At 33.8% G+C, this 21169-nt stretch carries 24 protein-coding genes and 1 pseudogene; 21 read left to right on the forward strand and 4 right to left on the reverse strand.

Going from position 1 to position 21169, the window contains the following annotated elements:
- Nucleotides 1–95: 95 nt before the first annotated feature.
- Complete coding sequence (locus AC1DOK_RS16215; protein ID WP_477555344.1) at nucleotides 96–797, forward strand: Cthe_2314 family HEPN domain-containing protein; 702 nt, start codon at nucleotides 96–98, stop codon at nucleotides 795–797.
- A 30-nt stretch (nucleotides 798–827) separates the two neighbouring features.
- The gene (locus tag AC1DOK_RS16220; protein ID WP_477555345.1) at nucleotides 828–1328 is read left to right on the forward strand and encodes an N-acetyltransferase family protein; all 501 of its coding nucleotides are present in this window, start codon (nucleotides 828–830) and stop codon (nucleotides 1326–1328) included.
- 90 nt (nucleotides 1329–1418) lie between these two features.
- Here the strand turns inward: AC1DOK_RS16220 and AC1DOK_RS16225 are convergent, their stop codons facing one another.
- On the reverse strand, nucleotides 1419–1664 hold the full coding sequence (locus tag AC1DOK_RS16225; protein WP_477555346.1) for a NifU family protein: 246 nt from the start codon (nucleotides 1662–1664) through the stop codon (nucleotides 1419–1421).
- Between the two features lie 121 nt (nucleotides 1665–1785).
- Between AC1DOK_RS16225 and AC1DOK_RS16230 the strand changes: the two genes are divergently transcribed.
- Nucleotides 1786–2031 (forward strand): YuzB family protein, encoded by a 246-nt coding sequence (locus tag AC1DOK_RS16230; protein WP_477555347.1) that lies wholly within the window; start codon nucleotides 1786–1788, stop codon nucleotides 2029–2031.
- Nucleotides 2032–2091: 60 nt separating this feature from the next.
- On the opposite strand, the gene AC1DOK_RS16235 is transcribed toward AC1DOK_RS16230, so the two are convergent.
- Entirely contained in the window at nucleotides 2092–3156 is a 1065-nt protein-coding gene (locus AC1DOK_RS16235; protein WP_477555348.1) for an NAD(P)/FAD-dependent oxidoreductase, read from the reverse strand.
- 11 nt (nucleotides 3157–3167) lie between these two features.
- Entirely contained in the window at nucleotides 3168–4268 is a 1101-nt protein-coding gene (gene mqnE / locus AC1DOK_RS16240) for an aminofutalosine synthase MqnE (RefSeq protein ID WP_477555349.1), read from the reverse strand.
- Nucleotides 4269–4503: 235 nt separating this feature from the next.
- Here mqnE and AC1DOK_RS16245 point away from each other — a divergent pair, with 235 nt between their 5' ends.
- The 9 genes from AC1DOK_RS16245 (at nucleotide 4504) to AC1DOK_RS16285 (ending at nucleotide 12196) form a co-directional block, all read left to right on the forward strand.
- Nucleotides 4504–4728, forward strand: a complete 225-nt coding sequence (locus AC1DOK_RS16245; protein WP_477555350.1) for an aspartyl-phosphate phosphatase Spo0E family protein — start codon at nucleotides 4504–4506, stop codon at nucleotides 4726–4728.
- 147 nt (nucleotides 4729–4875) lie between these two features.
- Nucleotides 4876–5235 (forward strand): HesB/IscA family protein, encoded by a 360-nt coding sequence (locus AC1DOK_RS16250; RefSeq protein WP_477555351.1) that lies wholly within the window; start codon nucleotides 4876–4878, stop codon nucleotides 5233–5235.
- A 170-nt stretch (nucleotides 5236–5405) separates the two neighbouring features.
- A complete protein-coding gene (locus AC1DOK_RS16255; RefSeq protein ID WP_477555352.1) occupies nucleotides 5406–6419 on the forward strand; it encodes a tyrosine-type recombinase/integrase in 1014 nt (337 codons plus the stop codon).
- 378 nt (nucleotides 6420–6797) lie between these two features.
- The gene (locus tag AC1DOK_RS16260) at nucleotides 6798–8150 is read left to right on the forward strand and encodes a DUF2726 domain-containing protein (RefSeq protein WP_477555353.1); all 1353 of its coding nucleotides are present in this window, start codon (nucleotides 6798–6800) and stop codon (nucleotides 8148–8150) included.
- A 223-nt stretch (nucleotides 8151–8373) separates the two neighbouring features.
- Complete coding sequence (locus tag AC1DOK_RS16265; protein WP_477555354.1) at nucleotides 8374–8550, forward strand: helix-turn-helix domain-containing protein; 177 nt, start codon at nucleotides 8374–8376, stop codon at nucleotides 8548–8550.
- A 5-nt stretch (nucleotides 8551–8555) separates the two neighbouring features.
- A complete protein-coding gene (locus AC1DOK_RS16270) occupies nucleotides 8556–9170 on the forward strand; it encodes an Ntn hydrolase family protein (RefSeq protein ID WP_477555355.1) in 615 nt (204 codons plus the stop codon).
- Nucleotides 9167–9568, forward strand: a complete 402-nt coding sequence (locus AC1DOK_RS16275; RefSeq protein ID WP_477555356.1) for a hypothetical protein — start codon at nucleotides 9167–9169, stop codon at nucleotides 9566–9568. Before AC1DOK_RS16270 ends, AC1DOK_RS16275 begins: the two co-directional genes overlap by 4 nt.
- A 144-nt stretch (nucleotides 9569–9712) precedes the next feature.
- Complete coding sequence (locus tag AC1DOK_RS16280; protein ID WP_477555357.1) at nucleotides 9713–10549, forward strand: hypothetical protein; 837 nt, start codon at nucleotides 9713–9715, stop codon at nucleotides 10547–10549.
- A gap of 45 nt (nucleotides 10550–10594) precedes the next feature.
- Nucleotides 10595–12196: a hypothetical protein gene (locus AC1DOK_RS16285; protein WP_477555358.1), complete on the forward strand. Its 1602-nt coding sequence runs from the start codon at nucleotides 10595–10597 to the stop codon at nucleotides 12194–12196.
- Nucleotides 12197–13115: 919 nt separating this feature from the next.
- Here the strand turns inward: AC1DOK_RS16285 and AC1DOK_RS16290 are convergent.
- Nucleotides 13116–13679: a recombinase family protein gene (locus AC1DOK_RS16290; RefSeq protein WP_477555359.1), complete on the reverse strand. Its 564-nt coding sequence runs from the start codon at nucleotides 13677–13679 to the stop codon at nucleotides 13116–13118.
- Between the two features lie 217 nt (nucleotides 13680–13896).
- Here AC1DOK_RS16290 and AC1DOK_RS16295 point away from each other — a divergent pair, with 217 nt between their 5' ends.
- The 9 genes and pseudogenes from AC1DOK_RS16295 (at nucleotide 13897) to AC1DOK_RS16335 (ending at nucleotide 21150) form a co-directional block, all read left to right on the forward strand.
- Complete coding sequence (locus tag AC1DOK_RS16295) at nucleotides 13897–14565, forward strand: hypothetical protein (protein WP_477555360.1); 669 nt, start codon at nucleotides 13897–13899, stop codon at nucleotides 14563–14565.
- A gap of 19 nt (nucleotides 14566–14584) precedes the next feature.
- Nucleotides 14585–15073 (forward strand): TIR domain-containing protein, encoded by a 489-nt coding sequence (locus tag AC1DOK_RS16300; protein WP_477555361.1) that lies wholly within the window; start codon nucleotides 14585–14587, stop codon nucleotides 15071–15073.
- Nucleotides 15074–15121: 48 nt separating this feature from the next.
- On the forward strand, nucleotides 15122–15832 hold the full coding sequence (locus AC1DOK_RS16305) for a hypothetical protein (protein WP_477555362.1): 711 nt from the start codon (nucleotides 15122–15124) through the stop codon (nucleotides 15830–15832).
- 384 nt (nucleotides 15833–16216) lie between these two features.
- Nucleotides 16217–17251, forward strand: coding sequence for a hypothetical protein (locus AC1DOK_RS16310; RefSeq protein ID WP_477555363.1), 1035 nt, complete (start codon nucleotides 16217–16219; stop codon nucleotides 17249–17251).
- 101 nt (nucleotides 17252–17352) lie between these two features.
- Nucleotides 17353–17514: pseudogene (locus tag AC1DOK_RS16315) on the forward strand (site-specific integrase); the annotation flags it as partial.
- 552 nt (nucleotides 17515–18066) lie between these two features.
- Nucleotides 18067–18771 carry a hypothetical protein gene (locus AC1DOK_RS16320; protein WP_477555364.1) on the forward strand — a complete coding sequence of 235 codons (705 nt, stop codon included), beginning with the start codon at nucleotides 18067–18069 and terminating at the stop codon, nucleotides 18769–18771.
- Between the two features lie 411 nt (nucleotides 18772–19182).
- Nucleotides 19183–19470: a hypothetical protein gene (locus tag AC1DOK_RS16325; RefSeq protein WP_477555365.1), complete on the forward strand. Its 288-nt coding sequence runs from the start codon at nucleotides 19183–19185 to the stop codon at nucleotides 19468–19470.
- A gap of 402 nt (nucleotides 19471–19872) precedes the next feature.
- Nucleotides 19873–20301 (forward strand): DnaA N-terminal domain-containing protein, encoded by a 429-nt coding sequence (locus AC1DOK_RS16330; protein ID WP_477555366.1) that lies wholly within the window; start codon nucleotides 19873–19875, stop codon nucleotides 20299–20301.
- Between the two features lie 591 nt (nucleotides 20302–20892).
- Nucleotides 20893–21150, forward strand: coding sequence for a hypothetical protein (locus tag AC1DOK_RS16335; RefSeq protein ID WP_477555448.1), 258 nt, complete (start codon nucleotides 20893–20895; stop codon nucleotides 21148–21150).
- Nucleotides 21151–21169: the final 19 nt, after the last annotated feature.

The following is a 21169-nucleotide window of genomic DNA, read 5'->3' on the forward strand; positions in this document are numbered from 1 at the left end:
TAAGGAATTATGGGCATACCCCTGAAGCAGGTGTTCATGCTCTATTGCGATGGTTGCCTTAAGCGATAGATTCTGCGTGAGATGGAGTGAGCGGAATGCTGAGATTTCTATTTAACGAACCAAGAAGACTCGATTCGAATGAAATGGTAAGTGTGCAATCAGCAATTAATTCATTCCGTGCGATTATCTATTCTGGGAGAACGCGTGTAGCAATTCCCAAAGATCGTCAAGCACGTGTAGAAATATGGTGTCAGGGTTTCATTGATGCAGTGAACGAACTCGAGCAAAGCCAGTATGTCGCGCGTAAATATGCTAATAGGGTGGATAAGAAATTTATTGAGCTGATGACAATTGAAGAGGCATATGATTACCACCGTTTTATTTATTTTTATAAAAATGGATTGATCCGCATGTTCTCGATATTAGATAAGCTCGGTTATTTCATGAATGAAATGTTTAATTTGCGAACAGAGAAAATGAAGGATAAATTTTCATTTTTTACAGTGCTGCGGCATATGCGTGGATTTAGTTCGAACTACAAATGGTTAGAAGAACAGTTAACTAGCCTGAAGAATCAGCATAAAGTTACACTTGATAAGCTTCGTAATCAGCGTAACATGGAAATCCACTTTATTAATGTTGATATGCTAGATGATCTATTGGATGAGAATAGGCGAGGTGGAGATCGAATAAGACTCGAGAATACACAAGCTAACATGGTGGACTTAGATAAAGGATGCCATATGGTTATGCAATCGATAACGATCGTCTTCACTTATTTATCCCAAAACAAATAATAATTCATAATTGAGGGAATACAAATAAATATGAATATTAGAGACGCGCGATTCGAGGATCTTGAAGCAATTGTTGACATTTATAATTCAACTATTGCTGGAAGAATGGTTACAGCAGATACGAAGCCCATTACTGTGGAGAGCCGACATAATTGGTACGACGAACATTCAGCAGATCATCGGCCATTATGGGTGGCAGAGATTGATGGTGAGATTGCTGGTTGGCTAAGTTATCAATCATTCTACGGTAGACCCGCTTATCTCGCAACTGCCGAGGTAAGTATATACATATCGCCAGACTATCGTAGACAAGGGCTAGGGCGAATACTGCTTACCAAGGCAATTGATACTTGTCCTCAGCTTGGTATTAGCGCACTGCTTGGATTTATATTTGGTCAGAATCTTCCTAGTTTAGATCTATTTGAAAGATTTGGATTTAGTAAATGGGGCCATTTACCAAGAGTTGCTAACCTTGATGGTATTGAGCGAGACTTAATAATTATGGGAAAACATATTACAACTAATCCATAACTTTTCCACTCACAAAAAGGCTGCTCCTATTAAGAAGAATAATCTTCCTAAGGAGCAGCCTTTTTGTGAGTGATACAGTATTTAGTAAGACTAGAATACTTGTACTACCTCTTGAACACCTTCAACTTCTTCAACTAGAGCGCGTTCGATTCCTGCTTTTAGTGTAATAGTCGAGCTTGGGCATGAACCACATGCTCCCATTAAGCGAAGCTTAACGATACCATCCTCAACATCTACAAGCTCAACATCGCCACCATCACGTTGTAAGAATGGGCGTAATTTATCAAGAACCTCTAACACTTCGTCATACATGCTATCTTGTGTTTCTGTACTCATTGGACACATCTCCTTTCATTACAATAATTTTATTATAGTACATTTGACGCCAATTGAAAATGATCCTCAACCTATGCGACAGTAAAAATTATTGCTACAATCAGATTTGAGGTGAAACCGAATGAGACCAATAGTGGAATTCTGTTGTGCAAATGCTTTTCATGGAACGGATGAAATCATGCATAAGCTTAAGTCCGATCCAAACTTAGATGTAATCGAATATGGATGTTTAGGTAATTGTGGTGAATGCTATATGAGTCCGTATGCTTTAGTCAACGGTGAAGCCGTATTTGCAGAAACAGCTGCCAAATTAGAAGTTCAAATTATTCTAAAAATACAAGAGATAAAAGCGATAACCGACCTCTGATAGGTATCATGTGATTTTGGTATCATGTGATTCATATAGTCCTAAACGATTGTTAGTAGTTTATCCAAAATGCTGCTTAGACATCCACAAAACACCGTTCTTCAGTAAGCGCGGTACAGTTCCTGTCATGACAGCTTTTTTGCCCATCATACCGAAGCCTGTCTTTTTACCTAATGAACCAAGGGTGCCCTTGAGCTTGATTTTGCCTAGTCGTGGAGTTTCGTTCTTCCATAATGCCTGCATAACCTCTCCAATCTGCTTGCCTTGCGCTTCAGCAGCTTGACCGCTTGGAGAGAAAGGAAGTGATGCACAGTCACCGACAACGTATACCTCAGGATAATCAGGGATCTGGTGGTATTCATTCAGGATTACACGACCTTGGGCATCCTTAGGCACTTGTAAGGCGCGAACAATAGGACTTGGCTGAATACCAGCAGTCCAGATGGTTGCATCTGTCAAAATAATTTCATTTTCGTTATATAACTCTCCACCGTCAACTCTAGCTAGAGATACATGAGATCTCATTTCGATATCATGCTCAGTCATCCAGCCACGGACGAAGCTTTGAAGCCTTGTTGGGAAAGAAGATAGAACACTCGGGCCACGATCCAATATGCGGATGTTTAGGTCAGGTCTACTCTCTCGAAGCTCAGCTGCAACCTCAACCCCACTTAAACCCCCACCAACGATGGTCACCTGTCCGTAAGGATGAATATCATTGATTTTTCTATATGTACTGCGGGTTTGTGTAAAGCTCTGAATCGAATTGGTATACTCTTCTGCACCAGGGATATCGTGATATTTATCCGTACACCCGAGTCCAATGGCAAGAAAGTCGTATTCAAGAGGCTCTTGATTGGCAAAATAAACGGTTTTGTTTTCTAAATCAATTTGATTTATGGTTCCGTATAGATGTGTCAGTCGCTCATCGACTGGAAAAGCAACACGTAAATGGATGTCTGCTGCTGTACCTGCGGCTAGTGCATAGTATTCGGTTTTAAGCCCTTGAAACGGCATTTGATCAACTAGTATGATTTGGGTTTTATCAGGGAGACCTTTATCAATTAAATGATGGGCTATCGTGGTCCCCCCGTATCCGCCTCCAAGTATGACGAATTTTTTCATGTTTGCCCCTTTTAGTATATTTTGATCTCGTTATAGAATGTATCACGTTCAACAGGAACTCGGTTAGCACCCTTGATTAAATAGACAAGTTCTTCACGAGTCATACCTTCTGGTGATAAAGCACCAGCTGCATGAGATATACGTTCATTAACGATCGTACCATGAACATCAGAAGCACCGAAAGTAAGAGCAATCTGAGTAATCTTGGTGCCCATATTGATAAAATAAGCTTTAATATGTTGGACATTATCGAGCATGAGTCTGGAGATCGCAATTGTTTTAAGCTCGTCCCAAGCAGACACATATCGTTTGAGGCTCGCTTTGACATTTGCAGGTTGAACGGAGTTCGGAATGAATACCATGAATCCACCGGTCTCATCCTGAAGCTCACGCAGTTGAATCATATGATCAATACGCTCTTCAAGCGTCTCAATTGAGCCATATAGCATGGTTGCATGTGTACGTAAGCCTAGCTTATGGGCTACACGCTGCACTTCAAGCCATTGTTCGGATGTAGCCTTACCCACACCCATCTTCTTACGGTAACGTTCAGATAGAATTTCTGCACCGCCACCTGTTAAAGTATCAAGACCTGCTTCGATAAATTGTTCCAATACTTCTTTATAACTAAGTCCAGAAATTCTGGAATAAAATTCGATCTCAGCAGCTGTATGAGCCTTAACGGTAACATTCGGATAACGTTCTTTAAGTGCGCGAACATAGTTGACATAATATTCAAAAGGGACGTGAGGATTATGTCCTCCAGTAATATGAAATTCTCTTACCTCAGGATGAGCATGTTCATCAATAAATGAGAACATATCCTCTGGTGTGACAGTATACGAGCCTTCTTCTCCTTCATCACGACGGAAATGGCAGAAAGCACAGTGAGCTTCGCAAACATTGGTGAAATATAAACTCATATTCTCGATAAAATACACTTTTTTTCCGTTCATGCGCAGGTTAACTTCATTGGCAAGCTGTCCAATGGTCAATAAGTCGTCAGACTCATAAAGATATACGCCATCTTCTTTGCTGAGTCGTTCACCATTATGTACTTTGTCAGCAATTTCAGCCATGCGTGTATCAAGGTTGGTTGCGCTAAAGCTCATTCGGCTAAACCTCCTTTGGAAATTGATTATGTTTATTATATAATTATAGATCGTTAAAAAACTTGATTTACTTAAATCAGATTTATCCAACATCTTATTATAAACCTTTGTTCGTCAAGCGGCAATAAGCAACGATTGTCATTTTTTTGAAATATAAGGTAGATGAATAGAAAAAAACAAATTAAAAAGTAGAAGTTTGCAGTTGATTTGGGACAAATTTCCTGTATACTAAGAAATGAATAATCATACAAAGGTGATCAAATTGTTAATGAGTGGTTCGACGAAATTAAAAGTAAGTATATCTTCTCAAATTGAGAATTTGCGAGGTCAAATGGTTTCATTAGGTACACGATATGGTTTTTTGCATCCTGAAGTACAGCAGTGCAGTGTTCAGCTCGATAAGCTATTACTTGAATATTATTTATCCAATCAGGTAATCCAGCAGGTTAAACAGGCTTAATATTGCAAGAATGACATTTAGCACTGTCTATCTTCTTTGTTGTCTCTTGAGTCGCTTTTCATTTCGGGATATACTAGTTCTATAACGACTTGCTAATATGCAAAGGCGTATCTTCTTGAACAATGGATTTAACGGGAGGGTTATAGGATGATCCAGATTACTGAACAAGCAGGCGAGAAGATCAAAGAATTGCTCGCTGAGCAAGAAATAGCAGATATGTTCTTACGACTTGGGGTTAAAGCTGGTGGTTGCAGCGGCTTCTCTTATGGTATGGGATTTGATGATGCGCAAGCAGAGTCAGATAAAGAATTTATTATTCATGGTTTAAAGGTTGTTGTCGATGATGAAAGTTCAAAATATTTGGATGGTGTCCAAATCGACTATAAGGATTCTGGTATGGGCGGCGGTTTTACGATCGACAACCCGAATGCAATTGCAACATGTGGTTGCGGTTCTTCGTTCCGTACGAGAGAAGAAGCAGGTAAGAAAGAGAAATGTGACGACTAGATCGGAATTGAATTGTTCGTAGAGGATTATGAATTACAACAGGAAATGATACAATCCGTAAGCATGTGTTTGTGGGAACACAACCCTAAAACTGCTTGTTATGGATTATGAATTGTTACCTTCTAGACTTGTGTATTATGCAAAATACACTTGTTTAGGAGGTTTTTTATTTGCTTAAGAAACGTGAAAGAAGAACTAATGTAGGTATGGAGAAGGTCTATCCTTCATATTCCTTGGAACAAGCAATTAATTATGTTGTTTCTACCAAAAAGTCTGAGGGATTACGTGAACGAACGTTAAAAGATTATGACAATCAATGGAAGCATTTTACTAACTGGTTACAGAAACATTATGAAATTAACGAGATAGCTGATATATCAGTTGATATGTTGCGTAATCATGTGAATTTCATGAGATATGATGCTAAAAAATATGATGGACATAAATTTATAACAACCGAACAAGGAACTGGGCTGAGTGACACATATATTAATATTCGTCTTAGAATACTTAAAGCGGTATTTAATCAGCTAGAGCGTGATGAGATTATTCTAGATAATCCTATTAGGAATCTGAAACTCATAAAAATTGAAGAGGATTTAGTAGAAGGATTTACTCCCGAACAAATTAAAATATTGCTTGAACAACCGAATAAACGTGATTATGTTGGATTCAGAGATTATGTTGCAATGATTTTACTTTGGGACAGTGGAATTCGTGCGAAAGAGTTGATAGGTTTAAAATGTGAGGACATTGATTTTAAATCAAGACTTATCCATTTAGCAGCACAACAGAACAAAAATAGAAAAATGAGAATTATCCCAATTTCACATTTAACTGTTAAGCTACTACATCAGTTGGTAGAGGAAAATAAAAAAAGCTTCACTTCTGAACGTGTTTTTCTATCTTGTTACGGTGTTCCTTTAGGACAAAATCAGTTTAATAAACGTTTAAAGTATTACGGTGAAAAGGCTGGAATAGGTAAAGAGATCCGATGTACGGCACATACTTTTCGCCATACTATGGCTAAAACATACATATTAAATGGTGGTGATCCATTTACATTACAGCGAATACTTGGACATTACGACTTTAGAATGACACGAATTTATATCCAAATGAAAAGTGATGATCTGGTAAATCAGCATAGTCAATTTAGTCCAGTGACGAATAGAAAGAGTTGAGGTACAAGATTAATGAGTAATTGTCGCATCATATGAAAGACTCATAGCAATCACACAAGCCTACCTACAGCTATTTAAATAGCATGGAGCTTTTATACTTACTTAAACGCAGACGAGCTATACAAGCTGATATTGATCGTTTAAGAGCATATAAAGTCTATATAATAAATATCTAATTAATGAGCCACTTGCTACAGGCAAGTGGTTTTATTGTTTATTGGTTGAAATGGATGCTTTCAAATAATTAAAAGAAGTTGCCTCATAGTCAGGCTGTAAATAATCAACATAATTTCACTAACTAAGGAGTCGAGGTGAATATTTTGGGATTTATTTACAAAATTACTGGAAATACTTTTCCTATAGGGAGAGTGATTTTCAATGAAAAAAACGAATGAGGAAGAATTTGTGAAAAGGCTTTTTGAGGTTTATGGTGATGAGTATGTATTAGTAGGTGCATTCCATAATAGGTTAACACCTACATTATTTAGACACAACAAATGTAACGCAGTAGATAACTATAATCCTAAAAGATTATTAAGGAGAGGTGTAAAATGTAAATGCCAGAGATTTATTTGCAAGATAACAAATTTAGATGAGTTGAATCAAAGTCTTTCCACACTAGGGTATAGAGTAAGTGGAATTTATAAAGGCTCATCGAAAAACACAGAAATTTTACATGAAACCTGCGGAAATACATTTATTGCAAAACCACTTGTTGTATTGAAAGGAAAAAGTAAATGTGAGTTGTGTAGAACAAAGTACAAAAAAAGGACTAATGAAATATTCTCACATGAGATAGAAGAAATAACTGCTGGAGAATATAAAGTTATTTCTGCTTTCACTAGTATGAAAAATAAAGTGGTTATGTTTCATAAATCCTGTGAAAGAGAATTTGAAACAACAGGTGATGCTTTTATTAATAGAGGAAGTAGATGTTCAAAATGTCGATACGATAATATAGGTAAATGGAATAAAAAAAGTATCGATGATTTTACTACTGAGTTTAATGAAAAAAAAGGAAATCTCTATGAATTGATAGGTGAATATACTGGATCTAGCGATTACATAGAGATTAAGTGTAGAACTTGTTCCCACCATTGGGAAGTTCACTGCGGTTCTTTTATAACTACAGAAAAAGGTTGTCCGAAGTGCTTTTTTAATAAATTGTCTAAAATAAAGACTAAATCACATGAACAATTTGTTAATCAAGTTGTAGAGAGATTTGGAAATGAGTTTATTGTTATTGGTGAATATGTTGGAGATAAAAATAAGATACAGGTAATTCACAATTATTGCGGAGAAGAATTTTCTATTTCACCAGGTAATTTGTTGAGAGGAAAAGGTTGCCCAATTTGTAAAATGAGTAAAGGTGAAAGAGCAATAAAGAAATACTTAGAAGATAATTCATTCGAGTATACTCGTCAACTTAAATTTCCAGACTGTAGGAATGAACTAGAACTACCTTTTGATTTTGGTGTTTTTGATGAGAATGGAATTCTACTTTGTTTGATAGAATTTGATGGTAAACAACATTATGAGCCACTAGAGATTTTCGGGGGAGAAAGAGGATTTATTAAACGGAAAAAAAACGATCAAATTAAAAATAATTACTGTAAGGCTAAAGGAATTAAATTGATTAGAATACCTTATTATGAATACAAGAATATAAATACGCTACTGTCTGAAGCTTTGTATAATGAGATTGCCAGCAAAAATGTATCTAGTTATTAGTTATACATGAAATATGAATTTCATTGAAATACTACACATAGAGAATTATCATATATTTATTGAAAATACCAATGATTGACATTTTTAGATTTGTGTAGTATAATATAATATATTGATAAGAAAAAAACACAGTCTTTTGAAATTTATAGAATCTAATTAGGAGTCATTCAAAGAGGTTAATTGACCTCTTTTTTTTATTGAAAAATTGAAGGGAGGTACAAAAATGGATATTAGAGAAACTTATAGGGTTAAAAGGTTTGAGAAGAGAATTCGAATTAAAGAATTGGCAAAGCATATTGGTTGTAGCGCTTCTCAGATAAGTAACTTTGAAAATGGTCACAATAACTTTGGTTATGACAAGCTAATGAAATACGTAAACTATATCGACAACAAGGAGTGATTTTAATGAGTTTAGCTTTAGTAGTAAACAATCCAAGTAACTATTTAATCATAGCTGCTGAGGGTAGAATAATGAAAGGAAATGAAGTTGTATCTAATAATCATCGTAAACTAACATCATTAACAGATAATGTTTCACTGTTTTCATCTGGTGTACAGCATTGTTCTGAACAGCTTAGAACTGAAGTGGAAAGAAGAGTTAATAAAGACAGTACAGTTGAAGAGATTGCAAAGATAATTGAATATGAAGCAAAGAAAATTCATAAGCAGTTTACGGAAGAATACCCAACATATCTTATGCAAAGTCCTAATGCTACTTCGATGTCGACGATCATAGGCTTTTTTGACATGGAGAAAAATGAAAGCGGTTACGTAAAGTTTTGCAAAAGTAATGACTTTAAACCAGAGTTCATAACTGACTCATCAATGGAAACGAGTGGACTCTCTCAAGCAAAGGCACAAGAATACTTTTTGAGGATATTTAGCCCAGACATTGCGATTGATTGTGTAGTAGATACCTTTCAATATGTGGGTAGTATTGATTGTACAGTTGGAGGAAATCTTATTATTCATGTAATTAGTAGTGGAGGGACTAACATTTATGAGGGAGATATATTATGAACGTGGAAATGGGAGACAATGCAGTAATTAGTTGGGATAGACATATTAAGGACAAACCATATATTCCAACGCTGCCTAACTATATTCAGGCGACTAAGATAACTTCAACCACTATTGAATCACCTAATATTACAGGTGGCACAATTTCCGCTGACACAACAATTGATGTAGGAACTGATTTAAAGGTAGGAAACAATATTTGGCTAAATGCTAATGATGATGGTGGTAGGAAGTCAATCGTATTTAATGGTAACGCCAGTATTGAGTTTAGTAGTAATGGTGTATTAACACTGAGTTCTAGATCAGGCATAGATCTTGGTAGTTTTGCAACATATGCTGGTCATGAGATCGCTAATAAAGATTGGGTTAAGAACAATGTCGTAGCAAAGTTTGCATAGGTTTGAAAATCAAATAACTCACATCACTAGATAAACATAACAATAAAAAGAGGTTCTACTAAAACGTAGGCATAGCGTGACATAAACAACAAATAAACAAACGAAAGAGGTGATAAGCGTGAGTATTAAGGGGAAATATTTATTATGGTTAAGAAAGTTAAAGGCAAGAAGACGAAGACAGAAGCGCAGAAATTAAAAGGTAAATATGGGCAAAGATTTTCTTTAAAAGATTATGAATATGTTAAAGATGTATTGCTAAAGGAAGTAGATAAAGTAATTAATAAGAAAGAACTGTACAGACCTTTGAGCAAAAAAGAGCGTATTGATTCACTTTGTTTACTGTTGAATTCATGTAAAAGAAGTAATGAAAGAGTACGCGACAAATCAAATAAGACATATTACGGTAAACCACATGATTGGCTAGTTGATCATTGGGCAATGGCTTTGTATATTGTCAAGAATAAAACCCATATCACTGACTGGTTTAATCTATACATCAAATACGTTGAATGTAGGATAAAGTCATTACGTCCTACATTGGAGCGGATTAATAGTAATGATGGATACACAAAACAGAATATCAAGATGCTCTCATTTCGTGACAATACTTTAAACGCGACAGGACTCGATTGTATTGGTTTGGTAAGTTATGAAGGTATATTAACGATATTTGAAAGTCCGAGTGTTAATGGAATGATAGAACATATTAATGAGACTTATGAACTTAAGCTTGCAAGAGGCAAGTTTAAGGGAGAGAGTGCAACTAAACTGGAATATGAGAATGGAAGATACTCGGTGACGATAGTTAACCAGAAGCTGCTAAACAATATGACTGAAACAATTGACGTCAAATATGATGTTGTCTCTGTTGAATCAGATGGACTAAGAAGTATAAAAGTACCAAGAATTAGAGGTTCGGAAAGTATATTTACAGCTTGTTTAAACAAGCGTGGAACATTAGAAGTTTGTATTGCAAGCTAATTAGGAGTTTAAGCTAAATAGACTGATTAAAAGGGGAAATAAAGAATGGATAAAGTTACAGAATTACAAACTAAGAAATGGGTTTCAGATGAAATAGGAACATCATATAAACATTGGACGATTGGTGATTTTATTAATATCAATGCAGGTACAGGAACAGGTAAGTCAACGTTCGTAATAGATGAATTGTATAAAGAAGCAAGATTAACAAGTGATCGTATCCTGTTCATTACTAATCGTGACAAACTAAAAGCACAGGTAGCAAATAGTACTGAACATAAGACTGATACGATAACTGTTGTCAATTATCAGCAGATCGAAGCTTCTATAATCAAATCAGGAAGCTTCAATTTTGAAATGTTTAAGTATGTTGTATGTGATGAATGTCATTATTTTTTGACTGATAGTGAGTTTAACTACAACAATCACTTATCAATGGAAGCAATATGCAATAACATGAGTAGCATTACTATTTTTATGAGTGCAACAGGTACTGATTTCTTTAGACTTCTAAAAAATCTTTATGGTAAGAAACATAATATTGTATCTTACAAACTTAAAAAAGATTATTCACGTATCAATAAAATGTTATTTTTTGAAAACGATGATTCATTACAAATTTTTATTGATAAGAATGTAGATGATAATCATAAGGTTCTGTATTTCTGCAACAATGTAGAGAAAATTTACAATCTGAGCAAACAGTATGAAGACTCTGTATTCATTTTTAGCGATCCACTAAAAGAAGATGAAAATGGAAATTTAGTTAAGAAGTCTTCCAAGAAAAATGATAATTCCAAGTATGGTAAACATCTTGAACGTGAAGAGATTAAAGAGATAATTGAAACTAAAACATTACATCGTAAATTTACATTCACAACTACAACAATGGATAATGGTGTTGATCTGTATGGCAAAGATATAAAGTGGATTATTATAGATGGCATAAGAGACTTTGATACGATTGTTCAATGTATTGGTCGTAAGAGGTTCAGTGAAACCGATCCAGATGACAAGATCAATGTTGTGATTAAGAATGTAGGCAATCAAGCGTTAAATGGCATGATGAAGACAGCAAATGATACGTTGGAAGCTGTACATGAGTTCATAAAGAATGGTGTAACTATTAATACAAGATACAGCAATTTTGATTATTGCGTTTATGATTTGCCAACTGAAAAGAAGCATAATGTTGATAAACATATTAACTATGCAAGGTTAACTAAGACTAGCATAGATTATTATACAATTAAGGACATTTTAAAAGATGACAAAAAGAGAAGTAGATCGAACAAGAAAAATGGGAATAAAGCTTTTATACGGCACGTATTAATGCTTTTAGATCAAAGGAAATACAAATTAATTGACAAGATATGTAAGGTTCATAGCTTAGAAGAGTATCTTGAATCAATTGTTGGAAAACGATTATATAAGCAAGAACAAACAGAGCTTTATACTAAGATGAATATTAAGCATGACGGTAAACTAATGAAGAGTCGAAATGTACTAAATGGAAGTATGGAAGAATTAGAGTTAAACTATTTCATTCAAGATTCAAAGCGCGACACAAATAGGAAGTTGCCAGATGGTTTACCTAATCCTAATTTGTATAAAAGCTATTGGACTGTTTGTAAATTAATAAAATAGAATTGTTGCAAATTTTAGCGATATTCTATTATATATAGAATCACGCCTGTTTCTGCAACAACACTATATAAACAAATCCAATAAATCAAGCGAAGATACGGTATCGCAGAAGGGGGTTTGGGGGAACGGGCGATTGGTCTACGAAATAAAACCTACTTACGAAGTAAGTAAGTTTTTTTTGTAGAGATGGTTGACGTTCCCCCAAGGTCTTATCTTTTCCTCTTTTTCACACTGCACTTAGTGTTAACATTGTTTAGTTGCAGAAGTAAAACATAGAATTAAACAATAGTAATTTGGCAGCACAGCATGAAATCAAAAGTTAAGTTGTTTATTAGTTGCAACTCTATCCTGACAACATGATTAGTAGGAGATGTTATATATCTTTCATCTATTAATTCATATAGTAGGTTATAAAATAAATAAAAAAATTGTATATTCTAATAGGTGTAAAAATGCGACTTTTTAGATTTAAACAGCTTTTTTGCTTGCTTGCAGTCTGCGCGTTAAAGCGCGGAGTAAAAGCAAGTATTAAGTTTAAATCTAAAAGGGTACATTTTTACATCTATAATAAGTTTATTATAGATGGCTTGCTGGTAGAAATATCTAATATTTGAGGAAGTGATTATACCGCTTCGCCAATGATGTTATAGATAACGATTGAATATTTTAATTTAAATTATATATAGGCTTATATAAGGTAATTATTAATTAAATTGGTAAGCAAGTTAGTTTTATACAATATTATGAATAATCAGATTTATTATGTGTTTTATCGAAATCAACGATAGCTATTTAATCGCTATTTAGTTATATTCTCATCTCAAATCATAATAACAAAAGGCACACCGTTTCGGATGTGCTACGCTCGAATGTTGGTTTATTTATTCGACTAGTAATGTAATTGATTCAGTAAGGGCGTTTATGATTGCTCTTCATACTCTTTCACACGTCTATAAAATGTATTTGGTTTCATTTCCAATCTTTTAATGGCTTCTGTTGCTGTAATCTCTCCTGCTTTCCAATCTTTATAAGCTTTTATGAATGCAGGAGTAATTGGTTGTTTAGGTCTGCCAAATTTAACACCATTATTTAAAGCTACTTCTATGCCTTCTGCTTGTCGTTGTTTGATGTTCTCTCTTTCCAGTTCATATAATGCTCCAAAGATGGTAAGCATAAATTTGCCCTGTGGTGTTGAGGTGTCTATGCTTTCCTTTAAACTGACAAGCTGAACTCCTTTGACTTCACACTCTTTAACAATACTAAGGAAGTCATATGTACTTCTTGCAAGCCTTGAGATTGATTCAATGTATATTGTATCTCCTTCTCTTACAAAGCTTAGAAGGGCTTGTAGCTGCGGTCTGTTACGGTCTTTGCCACTCACCTTCTCGGTGAACCATTTCTTAATCTGATGAGATTCCAATGCTTTGACTTGTCGTTCCTCGTTTTGTTCCTTAGTAGATACTCTAACATATGCTACATTCATTTTGCCGTCTTCCCTTCGATTTATATGTCAATAAGTATACATGTATTTATGACATATTTCAATAATGAAATATAATATTTTGACACATTGATTTAGATGTAAATTATTGTGTGTCAATAAGTATAGTTTTTGCAATGCTAATAGACAGTATTGTTTAATCATGGAAATATGGTAATGTTAAGTTATTGGTATTTTGCTAGATTACTAGGGGGAAACGATGTATCAAGGAAGGAACAAAGAAAAGCGGAGTGACAATGGTTTTATCTATCCTATGACAGACGTCATTATTCGGCTTGTTGAGATGGTGAATATTGTTAATGTATTTAAGTTCCTTGCGGTCTGGGGGACAAGAAGATTGAATAGCAAGAAGCAACATACTGTTGTAGAAAGGTTGGTTAGAAGAAATCGAAATTATGCTGTTGATGTGTTTATAATTTTCAAGTTCCTTTTTGTCATTTTTCTTTGGTGGTTGGAAATCGACAACTTGCTTACTACGATATTTGTTTTATATTTATTGTTCATGAACTCCTTTACCTACTTCTATTATCACGTATGGGAGGAATCTGCGATATTAAACCAATTCCTAATGGTACATAGGGTAAGAAGAAGATTTATAACTCTAACGACATCCATCTTTTACATGATCTTAACTTACGGTTATCTATACGCCATTCCGTACAAAGAACATTTCAGTTGGGGGAGCGAGTATCCAACATACCTTAAATCAATGCTTTTCAGTGTCTCAAATTCGTTTAATGGTGGATACAACGGTGTTTCTCCTGCATCAGAACTGGGGGAGCTAATAAAAGCATCAGAAATTATCCTCATATTTGTATTCATAGCGATCGTTCTAGCACGTTCAGTACCACAAGGAAACTCAAAATAATCTATGGGAGTGGGTTAGGATGGTATATAGGAATAAGGTATATGTCTGTTTTGATGCAGACGAGGATATGTTAGCGTATCAGAGATTGAAAGCGTGGAAAGAAAATGAAAATATTGAATTTGATTTCAATAACGCACATGAGTTAAATCCGATAAGAGTATTTTCGGAAGAGAACATCAAACGAAATCTTCGAGCCAGATTACAAAATACGAAATTGATGATTGTGTTGATCGGAAATAAGACTAAGAATTTATATAAGTTCGTTAGATGGGAAATGGAGTTTGCGATTGAATTAGATATTCCCATTATTGCTGTCAATCTTAACAAGGAAAATGGAATGGACAACACTCTATGTCCACCAATATTAAAGGATAAGCCTATTGTCCATATTCCATATAAAAAAGATTGTATCGTACATGCGATGGATAATTGGGTTAACCATTATAGAACAGCAAAACAAAATGGACAAGTAAATCTCGTATATAGACATTTTGACAATATGGTCTGAATTGGACGGGATATGTGTTGAAGCGAAAAATATAGGAGTAAATAAAAAATGTCAATAAAAAAGATGGAAGATTTAATATTTGAGATGGCAAGAATTTATAAAGAAAGGCATCAACAAAAAGAACTAGATTTTAATGTTTGGAGAGGAACAAGTAAAAATTGTTCAGCTGAGTTTGAGGATTTAATTGGTAAGTTAGTTGGTGAAATCTTAGGTGAAGATTATGTAATTCTAGTTTCATATAATATTTCGGTCTACTTACCAGAAGCTTATTGGGTGAAAACCAAAAAGATAAAAAAAGATGGAAATCCAGTTATTAAAAAAAATGAATCAAGAGAACCCGATGTATTAATCTATCACAAAGATACAAAAGAAATAATAGGGATATTAGATTTAAAAAATGACGTAGGTTATACAAGTTTTGATTGGGTGAAGCAAGCGATTAATACAATTCAATTACTAAAAATTGGGAGAGAAATCACTTATAATCCCAAAGATCAAGAAGAAAAGATAATTCTCAATTGTCCTAAAGAATTTTATTATGGCTTTGTTATTTTAAATCTTCAAAATAATCATGATAAATTCCCCGAATATGAAAAACAAATGAAAAGAGCAAACTTTCCTTTTTACATTTTAAATCAATATGTTCATCTAAACGATTTTGAAAAAGTCACAAATGATACAATTTGTGCAACGGGAAATAGGGATTATTGGGGAAAATTAGTAAACGATATTGAATTTCTAAAGGTTAATAAAATTTGATCTGGGAAATAAAAAATTTATTCGTTCTTTGAATCTTATAATGTGCATTGGATCGATAAAAGAGAAGTTCTATCCAAAGAAATCACTCCATTGTTAGGAGTGGTTTTCTCTATAAACTGATGTATATTTTGTGATCAAACTGTACTTTGTGTTTAGATATATTATGGAGAAACGTATTACAATTAGGGTAAAATTTTTGGAAGATAATGATGTAGATCAAAGCTTGTCGTACACGTCATCCTAATTTTAGTTTGAAACTGAGGTAGGCGACATCCTTATAAAGTAGAATTTAGATAAATTGAGTGGTGTGGTGGCAGTAATTTGACAGGCTGGGAACAAAAAAGTCTAAGTACGAATATAAAGGAACTAATTAGGGAGGCTAACATGGAATTTCAGTTAAAAGAAAATGGTATAGATTCTTTGGTAATGGGTCTTTCTTTTTATAATAGGTATCTGAACTATGTGGTTATTGAAGATCTTTATACGCACCTACATAGTGAAGAATTTAGCAAAGATAGCTACTTGAAATTATCTGTTATTTGTATCCATAATGCGGTTGAAATATTATCTAAAAACGCCTTATCCCAAATAAATGAGTTACTGATCTATAAGGATTTATCCTCTGATATATTAGAAACCTTACTAAAAAGTGAAAAAGAAAGGGTTCCGCTACATTATTCATTAATTACGAACAATGTAGAAATTAAGACTATTGAATATGTAGAATGTATTAACAGAATAGAGAGAATATACTCAATCAAGGACTCATATTATGTTGATCTAATTGAGTTGGGTTACATTAGAAATAAGCTAACTCATTTTGGAATATCCAAAAAAAGTGATTATCATAAAGTGATAAGTGTATTAAATGCTGCTCTTTCCTTTATTAGTCAATATTTTGTACAGGTAAAGGAGGATTTTTTGGATTCTGAAGATGATACTGTTGAAAATAAGTTGGGGAATACTTTATTTTCTGCACGAGTCGCTGAAAATCAATTATGGAAACATTTTTCAAGAGAGAAAAGGCAAGAAACTCTTGAACAACTCCAGGCTGTTGCAACAAAATACAATGAAAAGGTTGGTAGAGAAGTTGTAAGGCCTTATGTTGACATCGACTTGATTTATATTGATATTGAGCCAGATAATTCGGAGGCGATAACCATTTTTACTCAATCGATCCCATGGCTTGACTCTACAATATTTAATACTGGCTTAAATCATGAGATGAGTTCACTTTTATTTGTAATTGATCATACAGAAAATGGAGTAGTTTATATTTCAAATGGATTGAATCATTATAATAATGGCTATTTTTATAATAAGGTTTGGATAAAGAATAAGGCTTTTATCAAGGGTAATTATGAAGGACTTATACGTTTGTTTTCAAAATTGCATCATAAAGAAAAACTTTCATTCTAAAGAAATAATAATAGAAGTAGCCGTGGACGGTCACATTACTACTACTCAAGCCTATAGATCACTTGTGAAAGCTGGAGAAATGATTGATCGTAAGGATATACCATACCATGAGAAAAACATTTGGCTATCATCATTATAAGAGGAACAAGGATGTTGCAACGTTACAAGAGATATTTAACCATTCAACTCCTTCAATAACTTTGAGATATATTGGTATTCGTCAGGATGAGATTTATGAATCAATGAATGGATTTAAATTATAAACATGAATAATTAGGGTATAGAGCTAAAGTATATAAGGTACTATAGCTCTTTTTTATTTGTTTAGCACAGGATTTGAATTAATGGGGGGTATTTCCTACTTTTCCAATGATTTACAGCGCGTGAGGACGGCTAGGCACATCTTCAGCTCGAGGAAGTGTTTATTTATAGGTTTAAATGAAAATGATTTAATGACAATATTACTTCCACTCCCTTCGGCAGAGTGGTTATTTATTATTTATGACAAAATAATATAGGTAATTCAATGATTATACATAATTTCCCTTAAGAACTTGAAGGAAAATGTTGAAAATAATAGAAATTATGTAATAAATACCATTATCGGTATTCAAAAATTTAAAAGGTGGGGTTTAAAAAAAACCATTTAATATGTTAGTATGACATAAAAATCCAAAAACACCGCAACACCTTGCGCTACACCGCAATAATCTTTGCGGTCACCGCAATGCTTTTTTCGGTGTTATATGTAAAATCTTGTAGTAGTATGAAATAGAAGGGTTAAAGCCCTTACAAAATCTTGGGAGGTTTTGAGAATGAAAAAATCAATAAAACTGTCTATTATGAGTTTACTAACAGTATGTTTAATGGCAATTGGTAGTGGAGCAGCTTTTGCACAAACTGGTATCGGTGATACAAAAGCCCAAGCAAGATCGATCTTTCCTAATAGTAATGAATCACCTCGACTAGAAAGTATTAATTTGATTCCTATGGAGACATCCAATTTTAAGGTGCTAACAGAAGAAGAGTTTATACAACGTAGAGCTGAAATAACAGGTAGATCTAATAGTGAAATTAGAAACGAAATACGTAGAAGTATTAGCATTCAATCAAATCCTACTGAAACAGAATATCGAGAGTACTATATTTTAGTCGGCCTTGGTGGAAATGTAAGCGCAAAGGCTGGTGTTCTAACTCAAGTAACTAAATTTACATTTGGTAATTCTGTCTATTATAGGTTCTCGGCTGTTTATGGAGATACAGCCTATCTTACCGCTTATTCTGGGGGACAGTTTACAATTGTTAAAAACTATGCACAAGCTATCCTTGAAGATGATAAAAATCTTGTTTTGGCAGTGAGTGGATATGCTGAAACTGCTGTTGTGAATGGTGTATCTAGTGGGATGAATTTAACTGGTGGCGAATTAATACAGATTGGTTGGTCAACTGAATCGACGTCTGAATCAACAACTTATTACCGAAACCATTTTAATGCTTCAGACAGAGTTACTCAGAGATAATAAGTGAATCGTAAATTAGTTTAGGTTTTGAAAATGAATTATTTGCGCTAGAATTTATTAACGATATTTTCAGATATTATATTCGTAAGACCTCTGTTTCTACTAATGTTGGAACAGAGGTCTTGTGTTATACGACAATGGTCTTATATAAGGAGATAGATCAAGTTTTTAAGATAAAGTAATTTCCTACTAACCTTTATTGGTCGGTAGGGATTATTTTTTGTTTTGAGATTGCGTTTAATTAATCCAGGATTTTCTGTAAAGTCGTTCGTCTTTAAATACCAACTTGATACGTGATCGCTCGAATATGGATTTAATGTCAGGTTATTTAATACATTTGAGAATAGAGCTGCTACAGTTCTGTTGTCATAAGCGATGATGAGCTTATAGAAAATATCATAAAAAGGGTAAATGAACGTTTTAATGGTGTGTTTACTGAGGGCGACAAAGTTATCGTTGAAACAATTTTATAATAAGATTGTAAAAGACAACAAGAAGGTTAAAACCTATGCAAAAAATAATGATGCAGAGGTATTCGAGAGAAGCATTTTCCCTGATATATTCAAAAAGATTGCACAGGATTGCTATATCGAATCAATGTCCTCATTCTCAAAGCTTTTTGAGGATAAGAAATTTTACAATTCTGTAATGGAAGAAATCGCAAGGGAGTCCTATAAGGATTTAAGAAGTGCGAATTAGTTAATTTAATGCTGATACCTCTGCAGGTAATGTTCATACGAATCTATGTGGATTACTTTAAGGATGCTGGTGATGAGGACTAAAGCATCTTCATAATGATGCTTAATCCTTACTTACCATCATAAACGTCACAAACAAAATACAGGAAGAAGAACAGTACATAGTTTTCTATAAAATATTATTAATGAACTGTGTACTGTTATTGTTCAACAATAGGATTCCTAATGAGAATATCAATATATTTATGCTCTGATTATTGTAATGGATTTCCTAGTTGTAGTGTTCTAATAAATATCCTAAAAATGAATATAGTTCCCATGTCTTTCAAATATTAATGAATGATATTAGCTATGTTGTGTGGTATATTATCGTTCTACTATGATGGATTTGGGGGTTAACATGTTGGAGGATAAATTTTTAGCATTTAATCAGTATGTTTCTTCTTTAAAGGGATTCTTAGATGACTCGGATTATGTCGCTCTAAAAGAATATGTTGATTTCTTGATATATAAGAAAAATGCTAGCGTTACTGGTAATAAGAATGATGTTACTCCATTAACTGACCCACAGGAAATTATTAATGACGAACTATGGGAGAGAGTAAAAGAAGATATAAGATCCAAGACCAGTGATGATTCTTTTGATACATGGTTCTTAAATACTAAAGGAAGTTTACTGGATGATTCAACAATGCTCATCTATTGCCACAGTGCATTTCAGAAAGATTGGTTACGGAGCCGCTTTGATGAAATGATTATGTATAGTTTAAACATAGTATTGGGACACATGATTGAGATTAAATATGAGGTTAGAGAGCCTCAGCGTATATAGTTTAGTAATATATATAATGCAAAGAAGATTAGCATAAGAAACATAGCTGATGGATCTATAGGTTTTGGTGTTGGGTTTAGGCTCAACAATAATAAGTAATAATTACAATTCTTTGTATTGTTGGTACAAAACTCTATTGCACTTATAAATTAGCTTGATGTTATAACAGATGATATACTACAATTTGATCTAGTATGAACAACAAAGAGAGAGTCCATTAATTGGTACTCTCTTTTGCTTTATATTTTGGTTATTCGATTTTAGTTCTGAATAATCTAAGCCGTATCCGTACCTTCTGAAAAATTGCTCGAAGCATGACACTATTTCGTTTGTCATTTCCTCAGAATCAAATGGAACTCCTCCAACTTCTACTTTTGTGTAAGATTCAATTACTAAGATTCCATATTTATTACGCTTATTCTCTTCCCTCATTTTCAACCTCATTTATCGCTTAATCTTGATGTAATCCATGATTTTATATTTATATATACCATCACTAATGGTAAGATAAACCAATACGAATCGTGTTATTTTAAAAATATAATTCTGATTATATGAAAAGTGAGGAGAATTAAAAAAATAGAATTAAGAGTGTGTCATTATCCGCAAGTAAATTGTATGGCGTTTGTAACTAAAGTTGAAAATTTAAAAGAGGCAAAACTATTATCGGATGTTTTAGCTGCTTATGATTTGTTTCAATTAGAACAAAAAATAAAACCTAAATATTCTAATGTTACGGTTGTGGAAATGTGGGATGAAGAAAATCAAGATTGGATACCGTGGTATGATGTAGAAACAGGGATCGATGACATTGATGAATATCTTGAGCATTTAAACAAAAACTCATAAAACACGGATTATATAAGGA

Source organism: Paenibacillus sp. P5_B5 (assembly GCF_056400365.1).